Here is a 24,995-nt window from a genome sequence, read left to right on the forward strand (position 1 = left end):
GCGCCCTCCTCTCGCCCTTTATCTGCCCTGTAAACGTGTCTGGCATAAAAAAAGCGCCCTCAGGCGCTTTATCGATGTTCAGACGAACCCACTATTTGCTTGCGGTCGACAGGCTTTGATCCACCTCGATTTTCGCCGCGCTTTTGCGGCCCATGATCAGCACCGCAATGCCTCCCGCACTGCAGAGTACCGCCAGTGGAACCATCGCCAATGCATGACTGCCGGTTTGCTCATTGATAATGCCGTAGACGTTAACCATCAGGCCACCACCAATCAGATTCGCCATTGCGCCGATAGCGGCTAAGCCTGCCGCCGCGGTGGTGGAAGACATCCAGCCCGACGCCAGCGCCCAGAATGGCCCTTTCATGGAGTAAGCACCAATCAGCACCAGCGACAGAATGACCACGCTTCCCGCCAGCGACTGCGTGAGGAAAGCTGACAGCAGACCGCCCGCGATCAGGAAAAGCGTTAACGCAGTATGCCAGCGGCGTTCACCCGTGCGGTCAGAGCTGCGTCCCCAGATAATCATAAGAACCGACGCCAGGCCATAAGGAATGGCGTTAACCAGACCGGTGGTGAAGTTGTCCAGCCCAAACGACTTGAGCAACTGTGGCGACCAGACGCTCAATGTAGAACCGGCAGCCGAAGCACCCGCATAAATCAGTGCCATCACCCAGATGTGTTTATGGCGCAGAAGCTGCCACAACGAAATATGGCCAATCACTTTGCGTTTCGCATTTTCTGCCGCAAGCGTGGTGCTGAGCCAGTTACGCTGCTCTTCGGTTAACCAGGTCGCATTTTCAGGGCGATTGCTTAACAGGAAAAAGGCGGCGACACCTAAAAGCACGGCGGGAACGCCTTCTAAAATAAACAGCCAGTGCCAGCCGCGTAATCCGAACCATCCATCCAGTGACAATATTGCGCCCGAGATCGGTGAACCAATAAAGTTTGCCGCCGGGATCGCAACCATAAAGGTGGCAATGACGCGAGCGCGATATTTACCCGGAATCCAGTAGGTTAAATAAAGGATAACGCCGGGAAAGAATCCTGCTTCGGCAGCCCCCAGCAGAAAGCGCAGGAAATAGAGCATTTCGGCACTTGAAACAAACGCGGTGCAGACGGACACGATGCCCCACGTCACCATGATGCGTGATATCCAAATCTTTGCGCCAATCTTTTGCATCGCTAAGTTGCTGGGCACTTCGAACAGGAAATACCCGACAAAAAACAGGCTACTTGCCAGACCAAAGACCGCCCTGGACAAGCCAAGATCCTCGTTCATTTGCAACGCTGCCATCCCGATGTTGCCCCGATCGATAATCGCGATCAGATAACAGACGATCAGGAACGGCAGAATCCGTCGTATAACGCGCTTTACGGTCTGCTGTTCTATCTCGGAGGTTAAAGCGCCATTCGGCATCTTTTCAGACATGGTGTTCCTCGCAGAATTATCATGGTTTTACGCCGGGACACAATCATTGTTTTACCCTGTAAAACTACGGTGTACAAAGTACAATCATTATCTGGGTAAACCTTTCCCTGTGCAGGCAAATGTTATGAGGTTGTGTGATTTGTCACAAAAAGGTAGCTGCACGAGTTGTGATATGTGACGCTGCAGGAGTTTTCAGGCGGTGATCTTGTGGCTACCTGGGGATAAGCCGCAGAGAAAAAGCAGGCAGAGCCTTCCCGCAAATGGGGTTTGGTTCCGCGCGGGATAATACGACAGAGAGAATGGCCTACTGGTTAACGCTCGCCACCAGCGGCGCGAAGAATGGCAGGCAAGTTGAGGCGACACGATGGATGAGCCTCAACCAGCCTGAAGGTCGTTATGCTTTCAGCGAGGCACCTTTAGAGACAATCACGTTCTGATACCAATAAAAGCTCTTCTTACGACTGCGTGCCAATGTCCCGGCCCCGGAATCATCGCGATCAACATAGATAAAACCATAACGTTTAGACAGTTCTGCCTTAGACGCGCTCACCAAATCGATCGGCCCCCAACTGGTGTAACCCATCACATTCACACCGTCTTCAATCGCCTCACGGACCTGCAGCAGATGGTCATTGAGATAATTGATGCGGTAATCATCCTGAACCATACCATTCGCATCCGGCGTATCTTTGGCACCCAGACCATTTTCCACAATAAACAGCGGTTTCTGGTAGCGATCCCATAAAGTATTCAACAAGGTGCGCAAGCCGACCGGATCGATTTGCCAGCCCCACTCTGAACTCTTCAGATGAGGATTGGGCACCATGCTCAGAATATTGCCCCGCGCCTGCTTGTTCAGTTCTTCATCGGTGGTCACGCAACCGGTCATGTAGTAACTGAAGGAGATGAAATCCACGGTCGACATCAGCGCATCGCGGTCTGCGTCGGTGATATCCAGTTGAATCGCGTTTTCACGAAAATAGCGCAACATGTAGCCGGGATACGCGCCCCGGCACTGCACGTCTCCAAAGAACTGCCAGGTGCGGTTTTCCTGCAGCGCCTTCAGAACATCTTCGGGCTTGCTGGAGAGCGGATACACCAGTCCACCCAACAGCATATTGCCAATTTTGCCGTCTGCGATGACCTCGTGGCAGGCTTTAACGGCTAACGCGCTTGCCACTAACTGATGGTGAATGGCCTGATAAACCTGCGCTTTGCTGCTGGTTTCCGGCAGGCCCACGCCTGTCATCGGCGCATGCAGCGACATGTTGATTTCGTTGAACGTCAGCCATAGCTTCACCTTGTGTTGATAGCGGGTAAAAACGGTACGGGCATAACGTTCGAAAAAGCCGATGACCTGGCGATTGCCCCAGCCGCCGTATTGTTTAACCAGCCCCCACGGCATCTCGTAATGAGACAGCGTGACCAGAGGCGTAATGTTGTGTGCTGCCAGTTCATCAAACAATTTATCGTAAAAAGCCAGGCCCGCCTCGTTAGGTTGCGCCTCGTCGCCATGGGGAAAAATGCGTGTCCAGGCGATGGAAACGCGTAAACAGCTAAACCCCATTTCGGCAAACAGTGCGATGTCCTGGGGATAGCGGTGATAAAAATCGATTGCGATATCTTTGATGCCGCTGTCTCCCGCCACGCGTTCGACAACCGGGCCAAAAACCCCTTGTGGTTGTACATCAGAGGTGGACAAGCCTTTACCATCCTTGAGATACGCGCCTTCTACCTGGTTAGCGGCAAGCGCGCCGCCCCACAAAAATGTCTCTGGAAATGTTTTCATCTGACTCTCCTGTTAGTGGTCACTGACGCGCAGCAACGGCATTCCCGCCTCCACAGCGGAAGAGGACAAAACGGTCACCGTGTCGAAGCTGTCGCTGTTACTGATAATGATGGGCGTTGCCAGATCAAATCCGGCAGCAAGCATGGCCTGACGATCAAACGTCAGCAGAATGTCCCCAGGTTGCACCTTGTCGCCGACGTTTACGTGGGCGGTGAAAGGTTTCCCTTCGAGTTTGACGGTGTCGATGCCGACATGAATAAGCACTTCAATACCGCTATCGCTCAGCAGGCCAATGGCGTGTTTCGTCTGGAAAAGCGAGGCGACTTCGCCCGCAAAGGGCGCAATAACCTGGTTATCGGCTGGAATAATGGCGACGCCTTTACCCATCACGCCGCTGGCGAACGTGGCATCAGGCACCTGATCGAGAGCTAACACCGTCCCCGTCATCGGTGCCAGCACCTCGTTCTTCTCGACAGACAGCGCGCCTGGAAGATCGGGCGTCAGCGTGTTGGGCATGCCAGCCACAAGGGTCAGCACACCGCTCAGGACGAATGCCACCAGCGCACCGACGATGCCGCCCCACAGCGTCATATCGACGCCACCAGGCGGGATCATCTGCGCGATGGTAAAAATATTGGCAAAGCCAAATGAATAAACGTGCGCATGACTGAATCCCACGATGGCTCCGCCAATCGCGCCTGCGACACAGCCGAAGATAAACGGACGCCGCAAAGGCAGATTCACGCCATACACCGCAGGCTCGGTAATGCCGAAGATGCCGGCCATGATCGACGATCCCGCCAGCATTTTCTGACGAGCGTCTCGGGTGCGTAAAAAAATCCCCAGCGTGGCGCCCACCTGGCCCATCACGGCGGGCAGTAACATGGGAAGCATTGAGTCATAACCGAGCACCGCCAGATTGTTGATCATTAACGGAACCAGGCCCCAGTGCAGACCAAAAATCACGCAGACCTGCCATAGCGCGCCCATTGCCGCGCCGGCCAGCCACGGTGCCAGTTCGTAGATCCATTGATAGCCATTCGCGAGCAACTGGCTGAGCCACGTCGCCACCGGGCCAATAACCAGAAAGGTCAGCGGCACGGTCACCACAATACAGATCAGCGGCGCGAAGAAGTTTTTCATCGATGAGGGCAACAGCCTGTTGCCCTGCTTTTCCAGCCAGCAGCTGACCCATGCAGCAAGAATAATGGGAATCACAGAGGAGCTATAGTTGAACCAGGTAATCGGGATGCCAAGAAATGACTCGCTTATCGCCCCGGCTTGCTGACTGGCGTGAAAAGCCTCAAGCATCATCGGATGCGTCAGCGCGCCACCAATGACCAGGGTAATAAAAGGATTACCGCCAAACTTCTTACCGGCCGTATAACCCAACACCAGCGGAAAAAAGAAGAACAACGCATCGCTGGCGGCAAACCAGATTTTGTAGGTGCCGCTGTCGGTGGTCAGCCATCCGCACACCACCGCAAGAGCCAGCAGCCCTTTCAAAATACCGGAGGCGGCAAGAATGCCGATAAACGGCGTGAAAATAGCGGAGATCACATCAATCAGGCGGCCAAAAAAATGCCCCTTTTCAGCCTTATCATCGCTGTGGTCGTGCGTCTCGTCAGTGAGTCCCGCTTCATCACACACCGCCAGCCAGACCTCGTGAACGTGGTTGCCGATCACCACCTGAAACTGTCCACCGCTCTCTACCACCATGATGATATCGGGATGCTGCTTGAGCCCTTCAACATCCGCCTGATGATGGTCTTTGAGCCGGAAGCGAAGACGCGTGGCGCAATGCACCAGACTGATGATGTTCTCTTTGCCGCCGACGTGGCTGAGAATATCCCTGGCCAACGGTTGATATTTCATGTTGATGTCCTCAGAGCGATGCCGCTGGCATCTGTTAAAAATAAAAAAACCTGAGAACGGCCCCCTTGTGTGTCATGGGCCGCGCTCAGGTTTTGCCTGCGCAATGCAGTTACAATCCGGTGTTAATAAGGCTTAATGCGCCTCTTTTCTTACCCGTTCGATATGAATGGCAAGAAACATAATCTCTTCCGTTGTCAGTTCGCGCTGATAGCTTTGCAGTAGATACTGTGAAACTTTCTCCGCGCATTTCCAGGCTTTCGCATAGTTGTCTTTGACTGCCGAATGCAGTGAAACATCATCATCCGGCACCACGGTGCGCGTTAACATGCGTTGAGCAAAAAATTTCAGGTGCGTCACAAAGCGCTGATAACTGAGCGACTCTTCCTGGTAATCCAGCTTCAGTTGATATTTCACCAGTTGCAGGATTTCCTGCATAACATGCGTCACGTGCATCACTTCTGGCATTTCACTGTTGAGCTGCGCGGTGACCAGATGCAGCGCGATAAAACCGGCTTCGTCCTCGTCCAGCTCGGTATGAAGACGGCTGGCAATGATTTGCCTGGCCTCCTGCCCTAACGCAAACTCCCTGGGATAAAGCCGTTTGATGTCCCACAGCAGAACGTTCTTAATCGCCAGCCCTTTCTTCTGTCGCTCAATCGCAAAGTAGCAGTGATCGGTCAGGGTGATGTACAAACTGTCCTGCAATTTCCCCAGCTGTTGTGTTGCCCGTTCGATAATGCGATCGCAGGTCGTCATCACCTCCAGCGGAATCTGGTTGAGTAACTCCCCGAGGCGATGAACCAGCTCATCGTTTTGCAGCGCAAACACCTTTTCTACACGCTGCTTGTCCAGCGCTTCACCCACACGTTTCTGAAACGCCAGCCCCCGGCCCATAACAACCTGCTCACGCCCGTGCTCATCCAGAACAACCACCACATTGTTATTAAGTATTTTGGCGATTTTCATCAGAACCCCAGAAACAAAAAAACCCGACTTCCGGCACAGGCCAGGAAATCAGGTTTTGCCTGCCGCAGCAGTAACAATCCAAAAAAGGCATCTTATCAGTTTCATTTTGCGCCTCAATACACCACCTCTAAAAACGTGATGTCGCGCGAAGGTATCAGGTTATTCCCCACAGGCCAGTCGGAGTTTAGCGAAAAAATCTTCCAGGATGAAACGCGAGTCGATGTGCTGATAGACACGAATAGTGCGTGTTCCCTGCACGGTTTTATAACTGAGATCGTCGTTTAATGCAGGCGCCGGACGCTCTTCATAAGCGTATTCATGATCATCCAGTAACAACCCAACGGCGGGGTTATCGCCCATTATCCAGACCTCGCTTTTTGGCCATGGAATACCTTTCAGGCGCGCCGATGCCCACTGATTAAAATCAATAAGCTGCTTCCATAACCAGCCCCCGGTTTCACCTTGCGGTTTCACCTTGCGGTTTCACTCGCGCAGCCAGCTCTGCCAGGGAAACCCGCATGGACATATAAACATTATGCGGCACCTGCCAAAGTGGCGCTTTCGAGGCAAACAGCAGGGAAGCGGCGCGTGGATCATTAAACATATTATATTCCCAACCCCCTGCGGGATAAGGGTTGCCGCCAATCCAGACGACCGTGAGGCGAGACGCGATTTCTGGCTGAGCGTCAAGCGCTTGCGCAATGTCCGTGGCGGGCCCCAATACCAGAATGAACAGGGGCCGGCTATCCTCACGCAATGCTTCGTGAATGATCGCTTTTGCTCCCTCGCTCACAGGTTGTGGTTTGTCACTTAGCGCGTTAACTGCGCCTCTGTAGACGGGCGTTTCACTCCCCATTATCCCCAACAGATGTGTCAACAACGCATAGCTCTCTGCCATCGTTGGCTTGGGATTTTTCATCATCTCCGCGGTGCGGTTGTACTGTGCCGCAATAAGCCCCCGTATCTTAAAAGTTGGCGTAAGGAGCGCATGCACCACCGCAAAAGCATCGTCCGCTTCATTACTGGCATCCGTGCTAATCATGACACGTAACTGTTTTGCCGGATCGGGAGCAAAGGGCAACGTCTTACAGGTACCGGCAACCGCGTTGCAGCACACCAACATGAACAGGATCAAAAAGAGTCTCATCGCATTCTCCATCAAAATGTTACGACGGTTTTCAGTTCAGTTACCCAGGCGTCTTGTGTTTTCGCTACGCCGCCCGGATGGTGCCAGTACTGAATGCCAGGCTGCAGCTCCAGCCATGGAACAGGGCGAAAACGATAATAGATTTCACTGTTGAGGGAGTGGCCTGAGTGTGGAAAGTAAGAAGCAGAGTGATAATCATTTATTCCACTGATTTTATTGAGATAATCCTGTTGACGTGCGTAGTGGTTACTCATATCAATCCGGGTTAAGCCAAAACCAATCCAGTCATCTGGACGGGCGTCAAACAGCCCTCTGTAACGCAGTGATGCAGCGTAAATGGCATGGATATAATTGCTTCGCTGATCGCTGATCCCCAGGCTCAATGACGCACTGAGCCCACGATTTTCATCATCCTGATGCCGCGTAAGCTGCTGATTCATCCCCGCATACATGAACCAGGTTCGCGTGCGTTTTACGTAACCTTCGGGGTCATCGGCGCCTGCTCCACCGGATTTACCTTGGTAAAGGTCGTATTGTGGCGCGTTGGTAAACAGCACGCCGAGGTTGTAGGCACCGGGTAAGCCACGAATCTGTGGACGCGTTTCGATTTCGACGGGTAACAGCACACCTTTACTGCCTTGAGTCGATGCACTCCACGCGTGGCTACGGCTTGCTGCCTGCGAATTTTGTTCCAGAATGCCGCCCTTCAGTGTCACTTCAGGCGTCAGTTTGTAATCAAGCGTGGTGCCCCACGTATGAACGTTCCAGTTATTCCAGGTCATTGCATTTGCAGATTTTCCACCGCACTGAGAAAGCATCTGAAAATCACAAGGGATGATCTGATCAAACGTCTGTACTTTGTTTATCATGCCTATGCGCCAGGTCAGACGCCGATCGTCGAAGCTGCGCGCGAACGTTAACCATCCCAGGCGAGTAATGGACTGCCCTCCCCAACTCTCCTGAGTCAGATCATTAAATTTTACACCTGGATGCTGTAGACGTCGGGTTGTAAGGTCATCATTGTGATTACGGTTAACGATATTCCCTTCAATACGAGCGTCCGGAATGCCCGTCCAGCGTTCAAGATCTTGATTAAATGTGAAAGCAAATTGATCAATATAGGCAACGTGTGAGTCGTGATCGTAGCCACCGCCGCCATTCCAGGCGAGTTGATTGAGAAAGCCGAACTGATAAGTGAAACCGTTGTCGCTCAGCGTTTGGCGAATACCCAGCATTTCACCCAACAGGGGGTCAGGAGGGGCTTCAAATCCCAAAACGGTTCCATTCCACTCCTGAGCAAGGCTGGTATAAGAAGCCGAGAATAATACCATTCCACATAACAGACGCCGGTAATAATTATTTTCCATGTTGAAAACCATTTTTATTAATGTGTATTCGTCCGCGAGAGAGATATCACTCGAAACGTTAATTTTTCCAGAGGCGAAGACAGCGCGTAATTAGCCCCATCCGTACGATCATCATTTAAATTTTATCGGTAAGTTAAACTCCATTCTGTGCATAGATTTAAGACAAAAAAAAACCTAAGTACCCGGCAGCCAATACGGCCACTAAATACTTAGGTTTTGCCTGTCAGACAGTCACAATCCAGTTATCTAATCGACGCCAGACTAACATCGTATTTTTTAATTACAACAGCAGAAGTAATAAAAATTAAAAAAACGTGAGCCAACTAACAAACACGCAGCAGTTTTTATTTAAAAAATCAGATGCTGGATATGACTATATCTTTTTCATACCCTTCACTTACGTCATAACAGAAAAGGTAAAGCGAATATGACAATATCAGCGCAATAAAATGAACTCGTTTCTGCTGCTCACTTTGCGTATCGCTCACCCTTTTACAACACTTCAACCCATAAAGCAGTAAGTTGCAAAGGTCGGTCATTCAGGATGAAGTCAAACTTCGTCATTGATGTGAAACTGTGAAAATCTGTAAACTCTTTTTCAGAGGGTAAACGTCTGGGATACGATCACAGAGGCGCAACATGCTGATCATTTTTACAAAAGTGTGTGGCCTGTTGAAACAGTGAGTTAAGGGTTAACACGCTCTGCTTCAACAGTTAATAACATGGTTTTGTCCTGTGCCGATAGGTGAGATACCGCATATTAAAATATTGGCCCACTAACGATTAAGCATGACCTCATAGCAATCAAACTGAAATATATCTTTAGTCGTAACAAAACAATGAAAAAGCATAATCAATATTGCAGATTTTTTTATTTATTGATAATAAATAGTAAAAAATGGAGCCTTGAAATGAAATACCACACCGTTGCCACTGCAATGATTATCATGTTGAGTTTACCGTCATTGGCTGGCATGAATAAAGTCGTTGACGGCAAACGCCCGCCAAATACGGTTAAATCCGTAAAGGTGTTTTTTACCGGCGCGGTCACGCTTAATAAGGTGATGTCGCTTTCATCCGTGCTCGATGAGATCGGTCAGAATTATAAATCAGCCACGCAGGTGCTGCTCTATATCAGCAGCCCCGGTGGTGACATTGATGCCGGGAAAATTGGTTATCAGGTCGTTAAAAACTCCCCCATTCCCGTTACGACCGTAAACGCCTCCTCCGTGGAATCCGCGGCGACGATGATCTACTGCGGCGCACAAAAGAGGCAGGTTATGGGTGACAGCATTTTCTTACTGCATGCGCCAACCGTTGGAAACCCGCCGCGTAGCAATGTCAGTGAAAATATGCTGGACGAGAAAAGCGAATTTACCAGCAGATACCGGAACGTGATAAAAACGATTTATCAGTCCTGCACCCACCTCACTGACGAGCAGATTGAAAAGATCACCTACAGTGAAGATAACCATAAGCTGCTGGACAACAAGCAGGCATTAGCCACGGGCATCGCCACAGGCGAAATGACCGATTTTCAGCCTGCTGATGCCGCGTATTATATTCATGATAATGACTAAAAGATGATGAAGAGGGGCAGAGCCTGCAAGTCAGACAAGGTTCGAGCCGTTGGATGACAACACCGCTCATTTCCCCTTGCTGTGCAGAGGGTTTTGTTGAAAAGGGTGCACAGCATATGCACCCTTTTTTGACAGACGACAAGCAGGTTTTCGCCCTTTAGGACATGGCTTACCTGCCCACTTTATCTACCTGTCACCACTCAACACAGATTTTGCCCAGATGCGAGCCGCTCTGCTGCCAGGCGAAGGCCTCGGCAATATCGTCATATTTAAACGTCCGGTCAATAACCGGCTTCTGGTTCATACTTTCCAGCGCCTTAACGTAGTCAATCTGGTCCTGACGACTGGCAACGATCACGCCTTTAATGGTGACCTGCTTCGCCAGAAGAGACAGAATGGACAGCGTTGCTTCATCGCCGGAAATGATACCGATTTGGGTGATGTGCCCACCGATTTTGACCGCTTTCAGTGACTCGCCCAGCGTCGCCGGGCCGCCCACCTCAACAACATGATCCACGCCCGCGCCGTTGGTCAATGCGAGGACGCTATCGCCCCAGTTCGGGGTGGTGCGGTAGTTGATGGTTTCATCGGCACCCAACGCTTTAACGTACTTAAGCTTTTCATCTGATGAGGAGGTGGCGATCACCCTGGCACCCATCGCTTTGGCGATCTGTAGGGCGGCAATGGACACGCCGCCCGTTCCCTGCACCAGCACGGTATCGTTGGCCTGCAGTTTGCCTTCGGTGATCAGGGCGCGCCAGGCTGTCAGGCCAGATGTGGTGATCGTGGCTGACTCAGTGTGCGTCCAGCCTTTCGGGGCATGGGTAAAGGCATTCTCAGAACGCACCACGTATTCGCTGGCCATGCCATCAATGCCGTCTCCTGGCGTGTGGGCGAAGCCACCGACGTCTGCCGTGGGTTTGCCGGACAGCCAGACAGGAAAGAACGTCGAAACCACGCTATCGCCCACGCGGAAATCGTTAACGCCTTCGCCAACGGCGTCAACAACGCCTGCACCATCAGACAGCAGGATGCGGCCATCTTCGGTTGGAAACTGCCCCGTCGCGACAATCAGATCGTGAAAATTCAGGGAGCCGGCTTTGATAGCGACCCGAATCTCACCTTTGCCCGGTTGGCCCGGATCGGCGATGTCCGACACATGGATATTGTTGAGTCCGCCAGGTGCTTTAAGGGTAAGTGCTTTCATGCTTTTCTCCGTTAAAAGAGGGATGTCTTAATCAGCAGTTGCTAAACATAGACCATATGTGCATTTTATTAAATACGGTCATTTAGGTGATATAGGTACATTTTGGATACTGTAAAAACCCCCAGATATGAAAATTACGATGCGGTGGCCTGCCCGGTTGAAGCCACGCTGGAACTGATCGGCGGCAAGGGTAAAGGGATGATTCTTTACCACCTGCAAAACGAAACGCTGCGGTTTAATGCGCTAAGAAGACGGCTGGGGGATATCACGCCGCGGGTACTCACGCGGCAACTTCGGGAACTGGAAAACGTCGGGTTAATTCATCGCGAAGTGTATGCTGAAGTTCCGCCGAAGGTGGAGTACAGCATGACCGAAGAAGGCGCTTCGCTTGCGCCCTTGCTTGGGCTGTTAAAGCAGTGGGGAGAGCAACACGCGCTGGCCTTATTAGGCAAAAAAAACCCGCCGTTGTGCCGGAAACGTCCGAGGCTGAAGCACAATGAATGGCCGTGCGCGCTGACGCCGAAACCTGTTATGACTGACGCTGGACAGGTTCCTCCGCAGGATATCATGGGGAGGAACCCGAAACGCCCGTGGTGAGGTTCAGTCGTTCAGTGCGTTTCCATCTGCCACATCAGAATGTGGCCCGCAGCAACCGATGACCGGTTTTCTGTGCAGCCTCGCCATCGCTTATTTCGCAAGCACAGAGGCAACCGACTCACAGTTCACCGGCATCCTGTGCTCTGCCACGGAGACAACACAAAATCCGGCCGCATCTTTGCTGTAATGTGCCGCCACACTGAAACGATTGTGGCGTTTAATCTCCTCAACCGGCGGGACTGAGCCAGGCACACCACCCACTGCGGTTTGCGAGCCTACCGTCCAGGGCTGGGTAAACAGATTGTCGTTAACGCTAACCGGCCCGTCGGTGGGTATACCTCGAATATAAACACTGCCTCGGTTTGACGTCCCGTAGCGGCCATAATCAAACAGATTATTGTTTATGATGATGTTTTTCCCGCCGTGGCCCTGCGCGCCCTTGTGCATATCAAACTGATGGTAAGCGCCCCGTGCTCCGCCATTGAGCACAAGGTTGTTATAAGCGTGATAGCCCTCACCGTCATCGCCTTTTCCGGCAATAGCATGACGATTAGCGTTAAAGGTATTGCAGTAGATATCGGCCTGGGCATGGCCATTTTGTACCACCACACCGTAGCCCAGTTGGGTACGGATATTATCGTGGATAACGTTGTGATGAATTTTATTGTCGACGGACGTTTTTACGCTAATCCCGGCCCACGGCCAGTGATAAATCTCATTGTTGTCGATATCAATATGATCGGTGCCGGGTAAAAACTGGATACCAATCGTTTTATTCGGCGTGTCCGGTTGTCCAGAGGGACCTTCAATACGCAGCCCGGTTATCCTTGCTTTAGCCTCAACAACATACACAGGATATTGATTAAGTCCGTCATTGATCCACGGCGTTTGTAATAAAGCGCCCCGACTGCCTTTTTCACCACGATTGCTAAAAAGCGTCTGCCCGGCTTTGATGCGCAAAGCCTGTGGCTGATTCGGCACCGTGATGGTGACATCACCCGGGATATAGATGAAGGGATGATTGCTGTCGACAGCCTGTTTCAACGCATCGAAAGTGCGGACAGTAACATAGTGGGCGACGTTATCCGGCGTAAGACGATCCTGATACTGCGCCCCACCACCAATAACATCGCAACTGCCCACCGCGCTAATGGCAGAGCCGGATATCAGTAACAGGCCCGCTATGGCTATTTTCATTTTGGTCATCTCCTGTCGACGCCCGACCGCCGATACAGGCCAGGCTGTCACATACGCCGTTTTGCAGGGCAGCGATCGCCCTGCCATGTTTTATCCAATGGTACTGTCTACGACCGCCCGCGCTTGTGCAAACAGTTGCTCATAATGCGAGTGGCTGTCCTCAATCGTCTCCTCCACCCCCAGGGTGTTATAGAGGAAATGAACCTCCACGTCACCGATCGCCAGATAGCCCGTAACGCCCATCATGTAATCCGTGATGTTTTTCTCCCAGCCGTATTTAATAAAGGTTTGCTGAGAACCGCCGACCAGTGCCAGCCAGCGTACTTTTTTATCTTTTAACGCGCTGTTTTCACCGTAGGCCAGACCATAGTTCCACACACGTTCCAGATAGCCTTTTAACATGGCGGGATAGCTGTACCACCATAACGGGAAGACAAAAATAATGGCATCCCGATCGTTAAGCTCGCTGAACAGGCGATGGACTTGTGGCGAGTAGCATTTAACGGGATTTTCCCACTCTGGTTCGTCCTCTTCCCGCATCGCCGGATCAAAGCCACTGCGGTAGAGATCCAGCGTTTTAACATGCGCGCCCCGTTGTTCCGCCCGATGGCGCAGGCTCGCCACCATCTGTGCGGTGAGTGAATCGGCCCGTGGATGTGACCAAACGATATACAGGTTTGCTGGTTTCATCTTTCACCTCATCTTGTGTTGAGGCACTCACATTACGCTCGCCACATTACTGTGTGAAACCTATGATTTGAGATAGGTTAATGAGAGATTTTCACTAATGAAACTGAACGTTTATGACTTCGCGACCTTTATCGCGGTCGCCCGCCACAAAAGCTTTCGCGCGGCCGGTGACGAGCTGGGCCTGTCGCCCTCGGCGGTTAGCCATGCCATAAAGCAGCTGGAGCAGCGGCTGAAAATTCGGTTGTTCAACCGTACGACGCGAAGCGTTGCACTCACGGAAGCGGGTGCAAATCTGTTTGAACGTTTGCGCCCGGCCGTTGATGAAATCAATGTGATACTCGATGAGGCTAACTGTTTTCGTCAGACGCCAATGGGTTCACTGAAAATTAATTCCTCGCGTCTGGCCTCGCGCATGGTGTTAATCCCGCTGGTGGCCGCATTCAGTCGGCTTTACCCGGATATCCGCGTGGAAATCACCACAGAAGACCGGCTGGTGGATATCGTTAAAGAGGGTTTTGACGCAGGCATTCGTCTCAGCAGCAGGGTTGAAAAAGACATGATCGCCCTTCCTGTCGGCCCCAAAATTAAGTTGGTTGTGGTGGCCACGCCGGACTACTTCGCCCGCCATGCGCCCCCGGCGCACCCACGTGACATCGTTAATCATCAATGTGTGATGTTTCGTCACGGCAGCGGTCGCATTTATCAATGGGAATTCGGCGGCCCGGAAGGCAGGCTTGAGATACTTCCGGGCGGTAATATCGTACTGGATGATATGGACTCTCAGCTTGATGCCGTGCTGTGCGGCGCGGGAATGGGCTATCTTTATCACGAACAGGTTAAACCTTACCTGGCGGACGGTCGTCTGATTCCGGTGCTGGAGGCATGGTTACCCGAACAGCCCAGCCTGCAGTTTTACTATCCCAGCCGCCATTATATGTCCTCGGCGTTAAGGGCATTTGTTGACTACATCAAAGCCGCTTCGTCAGCCGCGTTCAGCCGTTAAGCTCGTACTCTTTTAACTTACGCCACAGGGTTGTCGGGCTGATGCCGAGCATGGTTGAGGCTCTGGCCTTATCCCCCTGGGTTGTCGCCATGACGCGCCTGATCAGCTGCTTTTCCTGCTTCTTTAACAGATCCGTTTCATCAGCCACAGGCTCACAGGGCAGAGACTGATGGCTGGCAGGGCCGTCCTCATGGCCGAGGCGAGCGATCTGCAGCAGTGCGTCTTTGTCGATCACATCGCGATCGTGAAAAACGGTCAGCCTGTAGATGACCGACTGTAGTTCGCGGATATTACCAGGCCAGGGGTAACGCGTTAACACCGCCAGCGCATCTGGCGTAAAGGTGATGTTTTTTCCCTGCTGATGGAGTAAATGCCGGACGAGTAATTCAATATCGCCGTCCCGTTCAGCCAGCGCAGGAAGCCTGAGCGCCAGAATATTGATACGGTAGTAAAGGTCCTGACGAAAAACGCCCTTTTCCACTAACCTGTGCAGATCTTTATTACTGGCGGTAATTAGCCGAAAGTCGGCCGCAATGAGCTGCTCTCCCCCCAGACGGACAAACTGCTTTTCCTGCAGGACGCGCAGTAATTTGACCTGGACATTGAGCGGTGCTTCGCTGATCTCATCGATAAAAACCGTGCCCTTCATTGCCATCTCGAAGACACCGGGCTTTCCGCCTTTGCGCGCGTTCGTGAAGGCACCGTCGGCATAGCCGAACAGCTCGCTTTCCAGCAGGTTTTCAGGAATGGCGGCGCAGTTGATGGCGATAAAGGGGCCATGTTTTCTGGTGCTGTGATGATGAATACTCTGCGCAAAGAGTTCTTTGCCGGTGCCGGTATCACCTAAAATATGGACGGGGGCATCATGACGCGCACACAGCTTCGCTTGATTAATCGCGATGTTAATGCTTGCTGAATGACCAATAATGTCATCAAAAGCATAGCGGGTATAAAAGCCTTGCTGTTTTTTCTTTTTGTCCGCACTGTTTCGCCACTGGCTCTTGCTCTGAATGAATCCGGTCACGATGGAATAGCCATCCTGGCGCTTTGTATAATGCTTTATTGAGGTACAGATAAAATCACCGTCGAGTTCAACAATCATTTCGTTTACATCTGACTCGTCGATAATTGAGCGATAAATCTCTTTGAAAGCCTCTTTACGGTAAATTTTATCGCCAGCATGACACTGAAAAAGGGTTTTACCTCTGTTGTTAATGCTCACCACCTCCCCCATTTGGTCAATGCACATAATGCCCTCACGAGACTGATTCATCGCGGAATAGCTCATATCCAGCTTCAGATTTTCCTGATGGATATATTTTAATAAACTGAAGGCCTCATTGATGGCTTGCTCAATTGAATTATTATCCGTGTCACCCATCACAACATTAAGGTCATATTTCCTTGCCATCTCTGCAACCGTCAGGCCGCCTATGACCACTTTGTAGTTGTTTTCTGCAAGATTTTTTACGACACTTTCAATATCATAGTGATTATAGACCTGACAAATTTTTAAATTTTCATTGGTCATGTTTTGGTAATGCTTAAGCGCGTTACAAAACTGTGGAAAACCTATCGCAGCGATCTTTTGCGATTTATTTTTTGCCTGCTTAAGAATACGATAAATGCCATGAAAATCATGGGCTATCTCGATCACCGGAATGGTCACATTGCTGCGAAGCAGCGCGGCAGTCCCGCCACGACTAATAATTATTTTTGTGCCTGATCGAATCATCTCATTCGCTTTATCTAATACTTCTGAATAGCCCGTCTCGTACACTGGCAATTCAAGCTGCTTTTCAATAAGAAAATTTAAAATACGTTGGGTTATGGTTTTCGAAACGGAGAAAATGACGATTTCATTAGACTTCATTAAAGATTCGCTTTTGTCGATCGCTATTTCATCGAGTATAAGGATAACGATGAATGAGATATTGACAGACGTCATTCCAGCTTGTGTAAAAAAAGCCTTGCTACGTTTAGGTCACAAGGCTTTCGAGGCGGAGTATTTAACGATTAGTAATGCAGGCGTCGATAGCAGATCTGGCCATTACTCACTGTGACGCAGTTATCGATATACTGTTCACCTTGCAGTCTGGCACCCTGAGTATCTTCGAAAACAATTTTTTCATTGCGCAGTTTTACCACTGAAATATCGGCAAATGCATTCGGCTCCAGCGTACCTGTCTGCCCTTGCATTTTCATCAGTCTGGCCGGCGTGCTCGTAACCGCCCGAATAACCTCAAACAGCGACATCCCCATATTAAGGTATTTAGACATGACATGTAGCAGGCTGTAGACCTTATCGGTACGCAGACTGTTGCGCTGAGTTAAGTCGGTGCTGATGATATCCGGGTAGAACCCCTGATCCATCGCATTGCGGGCAACGTTAAAATCAAAATGCGCCACACCGTTTGAACAGTCAAAGATTACGCCTCGTTGCTGTGCCGCCAGAACAGACGGGTACACCTCGCCCTGACCGTTGAGAATGGTATGACCTGTGCCGTGGAAACAGTGCGCATAGATATCATCCGCGTTGAAATGCTGGATGAGTTCATCTGCCGGTAGCCGTGAGTCCGTTACGTGTACACAGAGTGAGGTGTTAAGCTTACGCGCCAGAGCAACGGTCGCCAAAAACGGATCGCTACTGTAGAGCTTTCCTTTGGCAATATCCTGGCTGTAACGCAGTTTCAAGCCAAGAATATTGTCCTGGTTTTCAGTTAAGACCTGCTCAATTTTTTCCGGGTTAACGTTCGCCGGATTGGTGTTTTCCAGGTAACCCGTCGGCCCGCCGCCGAGCGTCGACAGGCCCACATTGACCACATTGAGATAGCTTTTTATCTTTACGGTCGCGGTGTTAATTACGCTATTACGAAACAGCCTGTAATTTACCCAGCCACTGCTGCCGGCATCGACCACGCTGGTTACACCATTGGGTAAACAAACGACATCCGGGTTGACGCTGATAGCCGTGCCGCCGTGAAAAACGTGGGCGTGGAAATCGATAAGCCCGGGCAGAACAAGACAGCCCGCGGCATCAATCACCGTTTCAGCATCAGTACCATCGACGTCATTTAGGTCAACAATACGGTTACCGATGATGCCAATATCCCGCCTGATATAATCGTGTTTATCGAGATCAACAGTCAGGCCATTCCTGATAAGCATATCCAGTTTCATGTTTATCCTCCGGTTAAATACCAATTAACTTCCAGTAAGGGATACCAATCAGGAAATAAACAATGACGTTAATCAGCACCATCATCGTGCCCAAAAACCAGAAAGTCTTTTGCGGAACATAGCCGCTGGAGAAGGTAAATACGCCAGCCCCGTTACCATAATGCGTCAGGAGCGCGCCGTATCCCGCCGAAAACGCCAGTGACAGCGCGATATACATGGGATCAGCCTGCGTGGTCATACCGAGGGTAAACAGTACGGGATAGAACGAGACCGCAAACGCTGTGTTGGATACAAAGAAATAACGCACCGCAAGACTGATAAATATCAGTACGCCAATTGCGCTGAATTCGCTGAGATGAGACAGGTCCAGATAGTTTTTAATCACGCCGACCAGGAAGACATAGAATCCGCCTTTAGACAGCGCGACGGCACAGCCGTAAAAAGCCCCGTACCAGATAAAGGTCTGCCAGGCCGCTTTCTCGCTGGCGACATGTTCCCAGCTTAAGACTTTGAATAACAGCAGGCAGGCGAGGAAGGCAAACCCCACGGGAATAAAAGAAATACCAGTAACCGAGCCCGTCATCCATCCCAAAACCCCCATGATGAAGAACACGATCAGCAGTTTCTCTTCACGCTTTACCGGGCCAAGTTCACGCAACCCCTGCTCGGCAATTTCATTGACGTTATCGATCTTCTTCAGTTCAGGTGCATAAACTTTATAGAGAATCCATGGGCAAAGCAGCAGGATCAATCCGGCAGGAATGACGGCCGCTTTAAACCAGGTTATCCAGTCCAGATTGACCTTCATGATTTCATTCGCCAGCGACACGGTAATGGCGTTGGTTGCCATCCCGGTTAAAAACAGGCTGGATGTCCCCATCGATACGACATACATCAGGATAGTGAGGTAAGCGCCGATTCTGCGGCTGCCGTCGTCCGGTTTAGAGCCCAGTGCCTCGGCAATATTTCTGAAGATGGGATATACGATACCGCCAGAGCGCGACATATTCGACCCGGTAGCGGGTGCCAGCACCGTGTCCGTTACCATCATTAAATAGCCCAACGTCAGCGTATTTTTGCCGTAGCGTTTTAATAAAACATAAGCGATACGTTTACCCAGACCCGTGATCACAAACGCCTTGCAAATAATAAAGGCGCTGATGATAAACCAGACCATAGAGGTGCCGTAACCGGCAAACAGAATACGGGGATCGATAAAGATTGATGCGATGCCTAAAATAATCAGCATGATAATCGCATCAGTAAAAGGGCGAAGCACTAAACCGCACAGCATGGCCAGATAAATACCGACCATATGCCAGGTGGTCGCTGACACAGCCTCAGGGTTGGGTATTATCCAAAATAAAACGGGAAAAAAAACGATCGGTAAAAGTTTTAAATAGAACATAGATGATTACCTTTGCTTTATCACCACGGAAGATTCACTTCCGTGGCTTGAGCGAATGGATATTATGTCAGCCGATCAACGGTAAACGTCATCGATGAATTCAACGCCCTTCTCATCCAGCGTTTTCTTCACCCACGCGCGATTTGCCGTGCCATTTTTAGCCGCCTCGACTTTGCTGGCGTCAAATTTTGCATAGGCTTGTGCTTTTTCAAGCAGAGCTTCCGCATCACGCAGGGGAACAACAATCACGCCATCTGCGTCGCCAACAATAAGATCGCCAGGACATACGGCAACGCCGCCAACGGCAATCGGCGTATTAACCTCACCCGGACCTTCTTTAAACGGACCTGCCGGATTTGACCCCGTGGCAAACAGAGGAAAGTCCAATACCGATAAGGCATCAATATCGCGGATGGGGCCATCCAGCACGATACCGGCGATCTTCTTGCAGTAATGGGCGTAAGCCACCATGATTTCGCCCATCAGCGCGCGGGAACGGTCGCCTTCGTTGGAGACCACGATGACGTCATTTTCCGTGGCCATATCCAGTGCGGCATGAAGCATCAGGTTGTCGCCAGCCCGCGCTTTAACTGTAATGGCATAACCCGCCATTACCGGTTTCTGTGGCGAAGATATGCGCTGAATACCGTTACCCAGTACGGCGATACGATTCATGGTGTCAGCAATATTCGCGGCGGGCAGTTGCGCGTACGCGTTAAGTAAATCAGGGTTGCCTTCGGGACGTTTTAAATAAATACGGTTGCCAATAGTCATCTTATTCTCCAAAGCCGGGAACGGGCCAGGTGGGTTTTTTACCCGACAAAACCTCATCGATACCGATTGCGGTATGCAGTGAAGCTCTGTCTGTGGCTTCTTTCGTGGCGGCGCCAATATGTGGGCCAATAACGACATTACTGAGTGAGAAAATCGGATCGTTCGGATCGAATGGCTCTTTCTTTAAGACGTCCAGGCCGGCACCAGCGATAAGATGGTTAGCGAGCGCGTGATACAGCGCTTTTTCATCAACGAGCTTGCCGCGGGCGGTATTAATGAAGTACGACGTTGGCTTCATCATCGCAAATTGCTTTTCGCCGACGAAATCCAGAGTTTCCGCGGTGGTTGGGCAATGCAGAGAGACAAAATCGCTTTCCTGGAAAATACGATCAAAATCGTCGGTACGCTCGACACCTTCTGGCATCTCCGCCTGGGTTTTGTAGGGATCGTAAGCAATGACTTTCATGTTGAAACCGTGCAACGCTTTGAGCGCGACACGTGAGCCGATATTACCGACGCCAATTAAGCCAAGCGTTTTACCGTCCAGTTCGACCTTTGGCGTACGTAATTTAGCCCAGTAGTAATCCTCCAGCATCTTCTCTTCGACCAGCCTGAAGTTACGCGAGCAGTGCAGCATGTAGAAAATAGCCAGTTCCGCAACGGACATGCTGTTAGCAATGGGCGCATTCAGCACCACAACACCGTGACGTTTGGCGGATTCAAGATCGACGGTGTCATATCCGGCACCGTGTCTGGCCACGACCTTGAGTTTCTTAGCCGCCTCGAATACGCGATCGGACATTTTTGAAAGACGAACAATAATGCCGTCACAGTCAGGAATATCTCGAATGATGTCCTCCTCTTCCATTCCTGAACCCGTAATCAGTTCATAGCCTCGACTTTCTAAATAGGCGCGCCCTTCCGCCATAATTTCCTGAGGGAGCAAAATCTTATACGTCATTTAATGATCTCCTGTGTTGAATATGCAGAATGTATTGCAGCATGCATGCCAGGAGAGAGAGAACGTTAAAAATTAAACCTAAGCCACTGACAGAAATAAAAAAACAATAAAAATCGCGCTACAACAGAAACTGATTGAAATGTGATATGACCTTTACCTCAGGAAATATTTTTTCATTTTAAAAACATGTATGGAAAAAGTGATTTCATTTTGAAATAAGGAATTGTGAAGATATTCACAGGCAGGGAAAGATGGTTTTTACGCCGATGAACAGCATTATTGAAATCCATAATGAAGAGGCTGACTTATATAAGCCCATAAAAAAAGGGCTCATGCTAAACATGAACCCTTCAGGTTTCGGCTAACCGTCGCGACTTAGCGCCTTGATAAGCTGCTGCTGTATTTTATTTTTCTAAGCACGTTACACTCCTGCTAATTATTTTAATCAGGATGAACATGTAACACAGTTAATTGTTAACTGACAGATTGGAAATGTAAAATGTTCATCACGGCGTTCGACTCTTGATGGGTACAATATTTCGCCAAATCCCACCCGATAATCTCAGATTCTCGGGCTCACTTCGCATTACGTTGGTCACACACTGCAGATAGTTTTCTTTCCAGCGCTCACTGAATGTCGCAAGACTTTCGAATCTCTCCGGATCGACCATTTTTTCCATGAAGAAGTCAATGCGACCCTCTTTCCATACCGGAACACTGAACACGGTGGGCAAGTGCATTTTATATGCCAGACGAGAGCTGAAAGTGGAATAAGTAATGTGTTGACCATGAAATTCAATCGTTGGTGCGGCCAGGTTTAGTGCACCATCAATAGCGATGACGATTGACTGGCCGCGGTGTAAAGTTTGCATACAGGCTCTGACCACTTCGGCTTCGCTTTTATCGCTTACGGAAATCAACTTTTCGCCGTAGCCTCCCTTTATCACACCTGGTGTAGAGGCAACCCATTTACAGTTCATATCCAGCAACGACAGGATCACAGGTCCGGCATACATGGCACCAAGATGGGCAGAGACAATGATGCATCCTCTTTCATCCAACTGCAGACGATTAAAAAATTGTTCTACATGTTCAATATCAGCCAGACGATACATTGGTTCATCAGCCTGGTTCCCCCGGCATTCCAGCCAGTCGAGCAGGAAATTATCGGCCAGATATCCCCACTTCGCCCGACGCTCCCATTCCGGTCGCTCCAGGCCCACGTGCTTTCCAGCAATCTCCCACGCCCAGTCAAACCGTTCGACTGGCAAGCTCACCTGGGAAATTTTCTCATTGAGTGAGGCTAATCCCGCTTCGAATGTCTCAGCTAAATGCACTTCCCGGGCGCCTGTATAACGTTCAAAGACCGTTTCAGCTTCTGATCTTTTTCCCGCCTGCAATAGTGCGGCGGCTGCATAACGGTTCCATTTACTGGTTATCCCTTTTTCAGTTGCCAGACGCATGAACTCATCACTTGCGGCCTCATACTGGCCTTCCTGGCGAAGCGCCCTGGCATAAAGCGCTCTGACATAGGGCAGATTGGGATGCCGGATTAGCCACCGCTCAAGCAACGGAATGGCAAGGGCAGTTTGCCCTGTTCTGATGAGCGCATCAGCGTACAACGTCGCCGCCCGCAGATTATCGGGATTGAAAGCCACAGCCTGGCCGAAATGCTCAACGGCCTTGCGTTTCGCGTCCTGACTACGACTGGATTTAAGCCAGACTTGTCCAAGGCTGCGGCGTAAACCTGCGCCATCATGGCCTGCAATCAATGCACTTTCGCCAGCCTGAATTGCCTCCTGATATTTACCAACAGCGCTTGATATATTAACCACTAAACTGGCTGCATCCGCTGAGTCTACTTTTAGAGAGGGGAGAAGTGAAAAAGCCAATTCCTTATCCGATAGCGCGTGGCTTTTATCCAGGTAGCTGAGGCAGGTGAGCAAAATATGATTGTCGTGTGGACGCGCAAGGGCCTGCTTTCTGGCTAAGCAAATGGCCTGCTCCTCTTTTTCTGACAGTGTCAGGCTACGTAGATAAAGCGCAAAAATGTTGCCATTGCCTGGAAAAACACGTAATCCTCGCTCCGCCAGCTCAACGGCCGTATTGAAGTGCCGACATTTAATCAGGTGACTCGCGACCAGCAACACATCCTCGGTCTGACAGACATCCGCCGCGAGAAGCTTGTTCACCGTCAGCAGCGCCACATCCAGATTACGCGACGCCAGGGGTGAAATTATCCAGCGCCGTAATAAACTCCGACTGTTTGTTGTCTTCAGCACTAGCGGGGACAGCAGAGAGAATCCCGATGTCACCTCGCCCAAACGCAAACAGCCGATTGCATACAAAAGAATATGTTGTGCATTCGCAACGCTATCTTTTATTTTCTCAGGATGCTGGCGGTAATACTGGCATATCCCCTCCCAGTCCTCATATTTAAGCAAGGCAGTCGGCGATGTTTTTTCAACCGTTGTGTATAGCTTCATCAAATTCCCTTCTAAATCGTTATTCACGCATACGTCTGATCGTGATCAGTAATGAGATAACCAGATAGGCGATGCCGAGCAACACAAAAAACATGAGCCATTTAGCCCCGTGGTCGTAACGACTGGTATCAGAGATCACCATAGGTTGAGAAATGACTACTAAATAACGTCTTTCACGTAGTGCCTGTAATTTACCCTGCTGGAGCGTTTGCAGAGCAGCCTCCCAGCGCATCCTGGCTATCTCTCCCTGGAGGCGAAGATCTTCGAATACAGGCAAACTTTCTGACGAGCCTTGTGAACCCAACTTGCTGGATAAACGATTACGCTGCTCACCAATCTGTTTTTTCAGAACAGCGATTTTGGCTGCCAGTCGTGGAATCATGGGGTTCTGATCTAAACCATTAGCCATGAGTTGATCATATTCCGCCTTCGCCTCTGCCAGTTGCGTTTCAAATCCGGCAATCAATTTATAAATTGCCGTTATTGTCTCCTGAGGCTCAATATCCTTCTGAATATGCTGCACCTTCAGTAAACTTAAACGTACTGCGGCGAGGTTTTCCTGTGCCGCTTTAACATCATTCTCCAGCCACTGAATGCGTTCCTGCTGCATTCTGAGCGAGATCTTATTGACGTGCTGCTCGGCAAATTCCAGAATACGTTTTGCGAAAAACTCTGCTTTTTCCCTGTCCTGCGCCTTCACATTCAGGCGTAACATACCCTGTTGTATATCAGCAGAAACCGATACTTTTGATAAGTAGTAGCGATAGGGGTCATTATTAATTCCTGCTGGCGCGTGGTAGCGTGAAAACAATGCGATCTCTTTTTGAGAAAAATATGTTAAAAACCCCAATTCCTTTTCCATGCGATCCATCATTTCTTTCGACAGAATAAACTCGCGGACCCGAAATCCCTCCGACATTTCATTACCACTGCCAAAAAAAGCGGCACCGGACAACGTATCCTGGCTGGCTTCCGACTGAACAATAAATGTGGCATCAGCACTGTAAAAACGCGACGTCATTAGCCAGGATATTAATACGATGGCTAACAGGGGTAATCCAATATAGAGAAGAAGATGACGCAGTGATTTTTTTGCCTGACTAATGCGTCGCTCTTTAATTATCAGTGATGCTCGTCGAACAGAGTCTGCGTCTGTTCCCAACCATTCAGCATCCTTTTGATGATCGTCGCTGGGCTGTTCAGCCGTTTGTTCAGCCTGACGCAAAAGACGTTCTTCTTCTTTTTTTTGGATTCGGGCAGTCCGGTTCTCTTCCGCTATCCTTGCCCTGTCCTCTTTCCATTTTTTGATTCGTTCTGAATTATTCACACGCTATCC

Annotated in this window: 19 protein-coding genes and 1 pseudogene; 3 read left to right on the plus strand and 17 right to left on the minus strand. The window is 50.2% G+C overall.

Annotation, left to right across the window (positions count from 1 at the left end):
• Positions 1–91: 91 nt before the first annotated feature.
• The 7 genes from A6A26_RS21490 to A6A26_RS21515 form a co-directional block, all read right to left on the minus strand.
• Complete coding sequence (locus A6A26_RS21490) at positions 92–1,432, minus strand: MFS transporter (RefSeq protein ID WP_063880634.1); 1,341 nt, start codon at positions 1,430–1,432, stop codon at positions 92–94.
• A gap of 394 nt (positions 1,433–1,826) precedes the next feature.
• The gene (locus A6A26_RS21495) at positions 1,827–3,221 is read right to left on the minus strand and encodes a glycoside hydrolase family 1 protein (RefSeq protein WP_063880635.1); all 1,395 of its coding nucleotides are present in this window, start codon (positions 3,219–3,221) and stop codon (positions 1,827–1,829) included.
• A 12-nt stretch (positions 3,222–3,233) separates the two neighbouring features.
• Positions 3,234–5,096, minus strand: a complete 1,863-nt coding sequence (gene bglF, locus A6A26_RS21500) for a PTS beta-glucoside transporter subunit IIABC (RefSeq protein WP_063880636.1) — start codon at positions 5,094–5,096, stop codon at positions 3,234–3,236.
• A gap of 132 nt (positions 5,097–5,228) precedes the next feature.
• On the minus strand, positions 5,229–6,062 hold the full coding sequence (gene licT, locus A6A26_RS21505; RefSeq protein WP_063880637.1) for a BglG family transcription antiterminator LicT: 834 nt from the start codon (positions 6,060–6,062) through the stop codon (positions 5,229–5,231).
• 159 nt (positions 6,063–6,221) lie between these two features.
• A complete protein-coding gene (locus A6A26_RS26095) occupies positions 6,222–6,536 on the minus strand; it encodes a hypothetical protein (RefSeq protein ID WP_253851913.1) in 315 nt (104 codons plus the stop codon).
• Complete coding sequence (locus A6A26_RS21510; RefSeq protein WP_253851914.1) at positions 6,520–7,209, minus strand: nucleoside hydrolase; 690 nt, start codon at positions 7,207–7,209, stop codon at positions 6,520–6,522. The genes A6A26_RS26095 and A6A26_RS21510 overlap by 17 nt, the downstream gene beginning before the upstream one ends.
• 11 nt (positions 7,210–7,220) lie before the next feature.
• Positions 7,221–8,576, minus strand: coding sequence for a carbohydrate porin (locus A6A26_RS21515; RefSeq protein WP_063880638.1), 1,356 nt, complete (start codon positions 8,574–8,576; stop codon positions 7,221–7,223).
• 911 nt (positions 8,577–9,487) lie between these two features.
• Here A6A26_RS21515 and A6A26_RS21520 point away from each other — a divergent pair.
• Entirely contained in the window at positions 9,488–10,156 is a 669-nt protein-coding gene (locus tag A6A26_RS21520) for an ATP-dependent Clp protease proteolytic subunit (protein ID WP_063880639.1), read from the plus strand.
• A gap of 193 nt (positions 10,157–10,349) precedes the next feature.
• On the opposite strand, the gene A6A26_RS21525 is transcribed toward A6A26_RS21520, so the two are convergent.
• Positions 10,350–11,363 (minus strand): zinc-dependent alcohol dehydrogenase family protein, encoded by a 1,014-nt coding sequence (locus A6A26_RS21525; RefSeq protein WP_063880640.1) that lies wholly within the window; start codon positions 11,361–11,363, stop codon positions 10,350–10,352.
• 102 nt (positions 11,364–11,465) lie between these two features.
• Between A6A26_RS21525 and A6A26_RS21530 the strand changes: the two are divergent.
• Positions 11,466–11,863, plus strand: a pseudogene (locus tag A6A26_RS21530) (winged helix-turn-helix transcriptional regulator).
• A 187-nt stretch (positions 11,864–12,050) separates the two neighbouring features.
• Here the strand turns inward: A6A26_RS21530 and A6A26_RS21535 are convergent.
• Entirely contained in the window at positions 12,051–13,157 is a 1,107-nt protein-coding gene (locus A6A26_RS21535; protein ID WP_253851915.1) for a right-handed parallel beta-helix repeat-containing protein, read from the minus strand.
• Between the two features lie 90 nt (positions 13,158–13,247).
• Entirely contained in the window at positions 13,248–13,847 is a 600-nt protein-coding gene (locus A6A26_RS21540) for an NAD(P)H oxidoreductase (protein WP_063880642.1), read from the minus strand.
• Between the two features lie 97 nt (positions 13,848–13,944).
• Between A6A26_RS21540 and A6A26_RS21545 the strand changes: the two genes are divergently transcribed.
• Entirely contained in the window at positions 13,945–14,850 is a 906-nt protein-coding gene (locus tag A6A26_RS21545; protein ID WP_063880643.1) for a LysR family transcriptional regulator, read from the plus strand.
• Here A6A26_RS21545 and A6A26_RS21550 read toward each other — a convergent pair.
• The 7 genes from A6A26_RS21550 to A6A26_RS21580 form a co-directional block, all read right to left on the minus strand.
• A complete protein-coding gene (locus A6A26_RS21550) occupies positions 14,840–16,723 on the minus strand; it encodes a sigma 54-interacting transcriptional regulator (RefSeq protein ID WP_063881232.1) in 1,884 nt (627 codons plus the stop codon). The two genes, A6A26_RS21545 and A6A26_RS21550, sit on opposite strands and share 11 nt — an antisense overlap.
• A 143-nt stretch (positions 16,724–16,866) precedes the next feature.
• Positions 16,867–18,030 (minus strand): metallo-dependent hydrolase, encoded by a 1,164-nt coding sequence (locus tag A6A26_RS21555; RefSeq protein ID WP_063880644.1) that lies wholly within the window; start codon positions 18,028–18,030, stop codon positions 16,867–16,869.
• Between the two features lie 13 nt (positions 18,031–18,043).
• Positions 18,044–19,438, minus strand: coding sequence for a DASS family sodium-coupled anion symporter (locus A6A26_RS21560; RefSeq protein ID WP_063880645.1), 1,395 nt, complete (start codon positions 19,436–19,438; stop codon positions 18,044–18,046).
• Positions 19,439–19,513: 75 nt separating this feature from the next.
• The gene (locus tag A6A26_RS21565) at positions 19,514–20,212 is read right to left on the minus strand and encodes an RraA family protein (RefSeq protein ID WP_063880646.1); all 699 of its coding nucleotides are present in this window, start codon (positions 20,210–20,212) and stop codon (positions 19,514–19,516) included.
• Between the two features lies 1 nt (position 20,213).
• A complete protein-coding gene (locus A6A26_RS21570; protein ID WP_063880647.1) occupies positions 20,214–21,173 on the minus strand; it encodes a hydroxyacid dehydrogenase in 960 nt (319 codons plus the stop codon).
• 506 nt (positions 21,174–21,679) lie between these two features.
• The gene (locus A6A26_RS21575) at positions 21,680–23,686 is read right to left on the minus strand and encodes a tetratricopeptide repeat protein (protein ID WP_305790313.1); all 2,007 of its coding nucleotides are present in this window, start codon (positions 23,684–23,686) and stop codon (positions 21,680–21,682) included.
• The gene (locus A6A26_RS21580) at positions 23,679–24,986 is read right to left on the minus strand and encodes a sugar transporter (RefSeq protein ID WP_063880649.1); all 1,308 of its coding nucleotides are present in this window, start codon (positions 24,984–24,986) and stop codon (positions 23,679–23,681) included. The genes A6A26_RS21575 and A6A26_RS21580 overlap by 8 nt, the downstream gene beginning before the upstream one ends.
• Positions 24,987–24,995 lie beyond the last annotated feature (9 nt).

Source organism: Pantoea sp. OXWO6B1 (genome assembly GCF_001641135.1).
Classification (GTDB): Bacteria; Pseudomonadota; Gammaproteobacteria; order Enterobacterales; family Enterobacteriaceae; genus Pantoea; species Pantoea allii.